The sequence below is a fragment of the Rhizobium sp. BR 315 genome (assembly GCF_050577975.1).
In the GTDB taxonomy this organism is placed as follows: domain Bacteria; phylum Pseudomonadota; class Alphaproteobacteria; order Rhizobiales; family Rhizobiaceae; genus Rhizobium; species Rhizobium miluonense.
The window spans coordinates 65,789-73,262 of the sequence record NZ_JARWKZ010000029.1 but is presented as its reverse complement, the minus strand read 5'-3'; the positions used below and the strand labels follow the sequence as shown (position 1 = coordinate 73,262).

Genomic DNA, 7,474 nt, shown 5'->3' with positions numbered 1-7,474 from the left:
GCCACGAAGGACTTCTCAATACGATAGACCAGGTTGCCGTTCGAAAGCTCGGCCAGACCGCTCGCCAGGCTGTCGACGGCGAATTGCGCATCTGCAGCGTCCTTGGCCTTCTGCGCTTCGCGCTCGAGCCTTTCCTTCTCCGAAAGGCTCCGGCCGGCGGCGGTTTCCTGCTCCAGCCGGATGCGCTCGATCGCGTTGTCACGGAAGACCGAAACGGCCGCGGCCATCTGGCCGACTTCGTCTCGGCGTCCGATGCCCGCGATCTGCTCGTCTGTGTTGCCATTGGCCAGAGACACCATACGGGCGCGCAGCCGCTCGATGGGAGCGGTGATGCCACGAGCGGACACGAGAATTGCGATCAGAATCGCCGCTGCAAAGACGATTGCGAGCCCAATCAGCGTCTCTGTAATGGTGCTTGATGCATGCTCGTCGAGCAGGTCGCTCTTGGCACCGATGCTCTTATTGAACGTATCGAGCCACTCGCGAATCGCGACAACCTCGGCATTGATCTGCGGGTCTGCCTGCTTCAGGAGCTTGGTGGCTGTGTCATTGTCATCGACCATTCCAGCTTTTACGGCCCGGTCTGTTAACACAATAATGTCATTGGCCTTCGCCGCCAATTTATCCACGGCGTCCGCTTCCGACGGCATCAACTGCCTGACGTTCGCCAGACGCTGTGAAAGAACTTTCTTGTTCTCCTCATAGTCTTTCGAAAACGTCGCCATCTCCGGATCTTTCGAGCTGTAAATCAGGATCTGATAGGCGTTGTAGCTCAAAGCAGTCACCCGCTGGCTAGCTCTGGACATCTCCACCGCCGCCATCTCATCCGTCGAAATAAATTTCGAATAGGTGGCGACGCTGTCCTTATATTGGCTCGATATAAAGAAGACGCCCGCGATCCCGATCAGGCAGATCGGAATTATGATGGAGAGCACTTTCGTCCTGATTTTGGCGTTCTGCAGAAATGACATGATGTGCCTGCTCTTGGTGAAGAGCTGACAATCGCGTGCACGCCGCAATGAGCGCCCGCGCCGATGATTGCCTGCCGTGGGATCGGGAGCATCGCAGATGAAGAGCATCCTGCTCACCGCTGACAGCGCTGCAATGCGACAACAACACAATAGCCTGACAAAAAAGTTAATATGATTAAATATTACATAAATTCATTTATGACAAAAATTGAATATTAAAAGAAACAAATAAACAATAATCACTAATTGTGCTAACTTAAATTCGCAATCATTGCGCTAGATATCCAGATAATCCGATAAAATACTATAATACTAGAGGTTACATTCCGCAACAACAACACAAATGTAGATATTTATACTACATTAAAACTCAATATAACTTTACTTTTCCACTCACCCATTGAGAGGCAGGATCGCTCAACTTGCGCCTTCGCATAGCCGAGCACTCTCTTCCGCGTTCGACGATCGCGCCGAAGATTAGCCACAACTCTCAATAATGGCCTGTTGACATAAATTTAGCCTAAGCTATGTTTTCTTAACGAGCTGGAGAAGCCCCATGACAGACTCGCTTGTCCGACAGACCCTGTCGGAACGTACGGATACGCAGATCAGAGAAGTTTTGGCGGGACGGCGCAAAGGTTTTCGGTCTGCCCTTCTCTTTGCTGGTCCGGCGGTCATTGCCTCGATCGCCTATATGGATCCCGGTAATTTCGCCACGAATATCCAGGCTGGCTCCGGCTATGGCTATTCCCTGCTATGGGTGGTGCTGGCGGCAAACCTCATCGCTATGCTCTTTCAGGCACTCTCGGCAAAACTTGGCATCGTCACCGGCCGCAATCTTGCCGAGCTCTGTCGCGACCAGTTTTCGGCGCCCGTTCGCTACGCGATGTGGGCCGTCAGCGAAGTCGCGGCAATGGCGACGGATCTTGCCGAATTCCTGGGCGGCGCAATCGGCCTGTCTCTGCTGTTCCACATGCCGCTCATCGCCGGCATGACAGTTACGGCAGTAGTGACCTACGGCATCCTTTTGATGGAAAAACGCGGGTTTCGACCGATGGAACTGATCATCGGCGCACTCGTCGCGATCATAAGCCTTTGCTACATCGCGGAGATGTTTATCGCGCCGGTCGCCTGGGGACAGGCAGCCATCGGTACGATCCTGCCATCGATCCCTGATTCCACGGCATTGACGATCGCTGTCGGCATCATCGGTGCTACCGTCATGCCGCATGCCGTTTACCTACATTCCGGCCTCACCCAGCATCGCGCGCCCGGGCGGAACGACAATGAGCGGCGTAAGCTCGTGCTCTTTTCCAATTGGGAATGCGTGATTGCGCTTGCCGTCGCAGGCGTGGTCAACATGGCCATGGTGATCATGGCTTCAGCCGCCTTCCATGCCGGCCATTCCGACGTTGCAGAGATCGAGAGCGCCTATCATACCCTCACCCCCCTGCTCGGCGGAGCCGCCGCAACCATCTTCCTCATCTCGTTGATGGCCTCCGGCATCTCATCGTCGGCGGTCGGCACCATGGCCGGGCAGATGATCATGCAGGGCTTCGTCGGTTTCCGCATTCCGGTCTGGATGCGCCGGTTGGTGACCATGCTGCCGGCATTCGTCGTGGTTCCCATGGGCGTTAACACCACCCAAGCGCTTGTCTATAGCCAGGTCGTCCTATCCTTCGCGCTGCCGATTCCGATGGTCGCGCTCGTTCTGTTCACCCGCAATCGCGCCATCATGGGCAATTTCGCCAACGGCCGGCTGACAGATATCGCCGCCATCGTCGGGACGATCGTTATCCTGTGCCTGAACGCGATCCTGCTCCTGCAGACGTTCGGCATCCCGATCCCGGGTCTTAGCAACGGCTGATCCATGTCGCGCATTGGGGTTTCATAACGGTGTTGCATTATTTATAGGCGAGGCTAAATATCATCACGCGACTCTTAATCTTGTGAAGGTATACCGCCTTGGCGAAATCCCCTGCCCCCCCTGAAAGCCGTCTTGCTTCGACAGAGGTCGAGACGCATGTGGAGGCGTTTCAGAAAAGCCGTGATGATCGACGTACGGAACTCATGGAGGATTATGTCGAGCTCATCGCCGATCTGATAGAACATGCCGGCGAGGCGCGCCAGACCGATATCGCACAACGACTGGGGGTAACCCAGCCTACGGTCGCCAAGATGCTCAAGCGGCTGGCTGAGGAAAACCTGATCACCCAGCGCCCTTATCGCGGGGTCTTCCTGACGGACGAAGGTCACCGCCTGGCCATGGCCACGCGCCGCCGCCACCAGGTTGTGGAGGCCGTTCTCTGCCGTCTCGGCGTCGATGCCGACACGGCAAGAAATGACGCCGAGGGCATCGAACATCATGTCAGCGAGAAAACGCTGGAAGCCTTCGAGCGCTTTTTGAAAACCTGACGCCGAGGCATCAGAGGTGAAGCGCCATTTTTGGCACATTTCCAGCAAGAATGAATTGAAAATAGCGCGCCGGCAACTGTCTGGCTTGACCGATCAGCCCCTATCAACGCAAGCTTTACAAATCTTCGCTAAGCAGAATTTAGCGAACCGCCGGTCGAGTGTTTGGCATACTGATTTTATTGCCGGCGTAGGGAATCATGATGAACGCCCAGGAATTCAGTTCCACCATATTCGACCTCGCCCCCGTTGCCATGTGGCTGGAGGACTTCAGCGGCGTCAAAGAGCAGTTCGATCTCTGGCGGAGCGAAGGGGTAACGGATTTACGTTCCTTCCTGCTTGCAGATTTGCAGCGCGTCGCAGCCTGCTCGCAGAAGATCAGCGTTCTCGCCGTCAATGCGAAGACGCTGGAACTGTTCGAGGCGCAATCCTTCGAGACGCTGGTTGGGGGACTCTGCAATATCTTCCGTGGCGAGATGCTCCAAAGCCATGTGAACGAGCTGGTCGCGCTTTGGGAAGGAAGGACGGAATTCTCGGGTACGGCGATCAATTATACGCTGGGCGGCCGCAGACTGGACATTCAGCTTCGCGGCGTCGTCCTGCCAGGGCACGAAGCCTCTTGGGACCGGTTGCTGCTGACCACCGAGGACGTGACCGCACGCGAGGAAGCGAGACGACAGGAAGAGCGCCAGCGGCGCTACGCGGAAGGAATGTTCGAGCATTCGCCCGTGTCCCTATGGGTCGAGGATTTCAGTCGCATCAAGATCTTGCTCGACGGAATCCGCCACCGGGGCATCGTCGATTTCCAGGTCTTCCTCGATGTGCATCCAGAGTTCGTCCAGCAATGCATGAGCGAGATCAGCGTGCTCGATGTCAACCAGGCGACACTCGACCTGTTCTGCGCGCCGGATCGGCAAACGCTGCACCAGCGCATCGGCGAAGTGTTTCGCGACGATATGGAGAAGCATTTTCGCGGACAGTTGGTGGAACTTTGGAACGAACGGCTCTTCCATCAGCGCGAAGTGCTGAACTATGCGCTCGATGGGTCCGAACGCCACGTCCTGCTGCAATTTTCCGTCTTCCCCGGCCACGAACATGACTGGTCGCTGGTGCAGGTGGCGCTGACCGATATTACCGCCCGGAAGAAAGCGGAAGCCTATCTCGAATATCTCGGCAAGCACGATGTCCTGACCAGGCTCTATAATCGCGCCTTCTACATGGACGAGATCAACAGGCTGGAACGCAAATCCCTGCGGCCGGTTTCGGCCATCATCATCGATCTCAACGGCCTGAAGGAGGCCAACGACGAGAGCGGGCACGATGCCGGCGATTCTTTGCTGCGCCGTATGGGAGAGGTGCTGAACAGCGTGGTATCCCAGCCAAATCACGCGGCCCGGATCGGTGGTGATGAATTTGCCGTATTGATGCCTGGCGCAGATGAAATCGCAGCCTCCGCCATGGTCGATACCATCAACGAGCTGCTGAAAATCAACAATCAGTTCTATTCCAGTTCTCCGCTAAGCGTTGCCATCGGCGTCGCGACCAGCCATCAGGGGGAAACCATCGAAGCCATGGTTAAGCGGGCGGATCTTGGAATGTATGAGCACAAGAAAGCCCATTATGCCGCAACCGCCAGCGTCGGTACGCTTCACGCAAAGCATGGTGTCTGACGGCTGAGCCCTATATTTCTGTCGCTACGGCTGACTGAACAGGCCATCCCGGAGCGTATGCCAAGCGGGAACAAAAGCTGCGGCTTCTCATTTGGCTTTCCGGAAAAGATGGAGTTTTGAAATGGAAGATCAAGCGACCAACGTCGTCATCACCACTCGAACCGCACTGGATCAGGCCTCCGCACTTGCGGTTCACTATGGCTTTACAATCCTCGGCGCGATCATTCTCCTAATCGGCGGCTGGATCCTCTCCAGCATCGTCAGCCGCTCGGCCTATCGCGTCATCTCTCGCATCCGTGGCATTGACGAAACACTGGCAAGTTTCTTTCAGAATGTCTTGCATTACAGCTTGCTTATCCTGGTGTTCATTACCGTCCTCGGGCAGTTCGGCGTCCAGACAACCTCCATCATCGCGGCTTTCGGCGCTGCCGGCCTCGCAATCGGCCTGGCGCTCCAGAGAACGCTTCAGAATATTGCCGCCGGTATCATGCTATTGATATTGCGGCCGTTTCAGGTCGGCGAATATATCGAAACGACCAATGCCACAGGCTTCATCAAGGAGATTGGGCTCTTTGCAACGGAGATGAGGACCGCGGACGGCCTCTATCTCATGGCGCCGAACTCGACGCTTTGGAACACGCCTATCCTCAATCACAGCCGCGAGCCCGATCGCCGGCAGGAACTTTCGATTACTATCGGCAACAGTGCTGACCTGGAGCTTGCGCGCAAGACCATTCTCGACGTGATCAAAGCGGATGAGCGCGTCAAAAGTGACCCAGCGCCCGTCGTCTATCCGGACGATCTCTCAGCCGACCAGGCCGTGTTGAAGATCGAATATTGGACGGCAACCTCGTCGTGGACGGACGCCCGTCGTGACGTCATCTCAAAGCTGCTGACCCGGCTTGCCGAGGCCAGTATCCCGATCAAGTAACGGGCACACCCACGGGTTCATGCTGACAGCCGTTTGAAATGCGATAAGGCCTCACGTCCCGCCCTACCATCTGACACGATAGTCGACACGCAGATTACCGGCCGGCACCAGCGTCTGCGGATCCGTGAGGGAGACGGAAAAATTGAGGTGCGGCGCAAGCGGCCGCTGGAACGAGATCGTGCTGGAGAACATGCTGCCGGTATGTTTGAGGTTGCCGCTGGCAGATAAGGATGTCCCGGCCCAGGGAACGGCAACCGTCGCGGCCTGCGTTGCCGTAATTTGGGTCGGTTCGTTTCTTCTGCCCTGTCGTTCTGTCACTCCACTCGAAGCCCGGCCTTTTTCAGAAGCGGGAGCACCCGATCGCAGAAATAGGGCAGTTCCTGCGTGTAGTTGACGAATGACAGAGCGATGCCGGCATAGCCTTGTTCGGCGATCGCAATCATCTCGTCCGCAATTCTTTGTGGCGTACCGATCAATGGGTAGCTTCCCGCCCCTCCGGCAAAGCGCTGCCGATAGCGGTCATAGGCGTCACGATCATGAGATTGCGAGAATTCCTTCTTGCCGGCCATATGCTGCTCGACGGCGGCGTGGTCAGCCATGGCGACGGCATAGCGGGTGTAGTAGTCCTCTGCCTCCGCCTGCGTTTCGCGGCAGACGACGTGGCACACGGTGTAGACTCCGACCTGCCTTCCGTTCTTTTCCGCCCGCTCGCCGATATCGGCGACATGCTTTCCAGCCTCGGCGATCTCGGTAAAGGTCGTGAAGAGATAGTCGCAATGACCTGCGGCGAAATCGCGGCCGGGACCACCAAATGCTGCGTTCATTGTCACGGGACGCGGCGCCTGCAGGCTGGCCGGCCGGCTGACGGCTTCCTCCAAATTGTAGTAGGTTCCGGCATAGTCCAGCGGCTCGTCGGAGGCATAAAGCCTTTCGACGATCTCAAGCCATTCCGCCGCCTGGTCATAACCCTTTTCGACCAAAGGCACGCCGAACATGCCGAACTCCTTCGGGTTCCAGCCGCAAACGATATTGAGCCCTGCCCGTCCCTGGCTGATGTGATCGACCGTGGCGAGCGACTTGGCCGCATAGAGCGGATGGACGAGCGGCACATGCACCGTCATGAACAGGCCGATACGATCGGTCGCCGCCGAAAGGGCTGCGGCCCAGGTGAAGGTTTCGAACGACCATTCGCGCACGCGGTTCTTGCCGCCAAATCCGCGCCAGCGGGCGATCGGCAGGAAGAATTCGAGACCTGCACGGTCGGCGATCTGTGCCGCCGTCAAATTATCCTGCCAGCCGGCCGTCCAGCGCTCCGGCACGTCGGTGATCGCCAGTCCACCATCCGCATTGGCGGAAAAAACACCGAGCTTCAGCCGGTTCGGTCCCTTCAGCGGATGCGTCTTCATGGTGGCTTGCTCCTCCCCGAGTTCACCCTGCCTTTTGCTGCATCAGAGATGCAGCAACACGATACGAGAATGTGTGACGCTCGC

Annotated in this window: 7 protein-coding genes; 4 read left to right on the top strand and 3 right to left on the bottom strand. The window is 57.0% G+C overall.

Annotated elements, in window-relative coordinates; translation table 11 throughout:
• Window positions 1-821 (bottom strand): HAMP domain-containing protein (locus QD409_RS23470; protein WP_430763797.1); only part of this gene is annotated, 821 nt, incomplete at its 3' end.
• A 706-nt stretch (window positions 822-1,527) separates the two neighbouring features.
• On the opposite strand from QD409_RS23470, the gene QD409_RS23465 reads away from it, so the two are divergent.
• From QD409_RS23465 to QD409_RS23450, 4 genes are all read left to right on the top strand, one after another.
• The gene (locus QD409_RS23465; RefSeq protein ID WP_092844329.1) at window positions 1,528-2,838 is read left to right on the top strand and encodes an Nramp family divalent metal transporter; all 1,311 of its coding nucleotides are present in this window, start codon (window positions 1,528-1,530) and stop codon (window positions 2,836-2,838) included.
• Between the two features lie 98 nt (window positions 2,839-2,936).
• A complete protein-coding gene (gene mntR, locus QD409_RS23460; protein WP_092844331.1) occupies window positions 2,937-3,386 on the top strand; it encodes a manganese-binding transcriptional regulator MntR in 450 nt (149 codons plus the stop codon).
• A gap of 200 nt (window positions 3,387-3,586) precedes the next feature.
• Complete coding sequence (locus tag QD409_RS23455) at window positions 3,587-5,053, top strand: sensor domain-containing diguanylate cyclase (RefSeq protein WP_092844333.1); 1,467 nt, start codon at window positions 3,587-3,589, stop codon at window positions 5,051-5,053.
• A 121-nt stretch (window positions 5,054-5,174) separates the two neighbouring features.
• On the top strand, window positions 5,175-5,984 hold the full coding sequence (locus QD409_RS23450; protein ID WP_430763796.1) for a mechanosensitive ion channel family protein: 810 nt from the start codon (window positions 5,175-5,177) through the stop codon (window positions 5,982-5,984).
• Between the two features lie 63 nt (window positions 5,985-6,047).
• On the opposite strand, the gene QD409_RS23445 is transcribed toward QD409_RS23450, so the two are convergent.
• Both QD409_RS23445 and QD409_RS23440 read right to left on the bottom strand, forming a co-directional pair.
• Entirely contained in the window at window positions 6,048-6,302 is a 255-nt protein-coding gene (locus QD409_RS23445; RefSeq protein WP_430763795.1) for a hypothetical protein, read from the bottom strand.
• Window positions 6,299-7,390, bottom strand: coding sequence for an LLM class flavin-dependent oxidoreductase (locus QD409_RS23440; RefSeq protein WP_092844337.1), 1,092 nt, complete (start codon window positions 7,388-7,390; stop codon window positions 6,299-6,301). The genes QD409_RS23445 and QD409_RS23440 overlap by 4 nt, the downstream gene beginning before the upstream one ends.
• Between the last annotated feature and the right edge of the window lie 84 nt (window positions 7,391-7,474).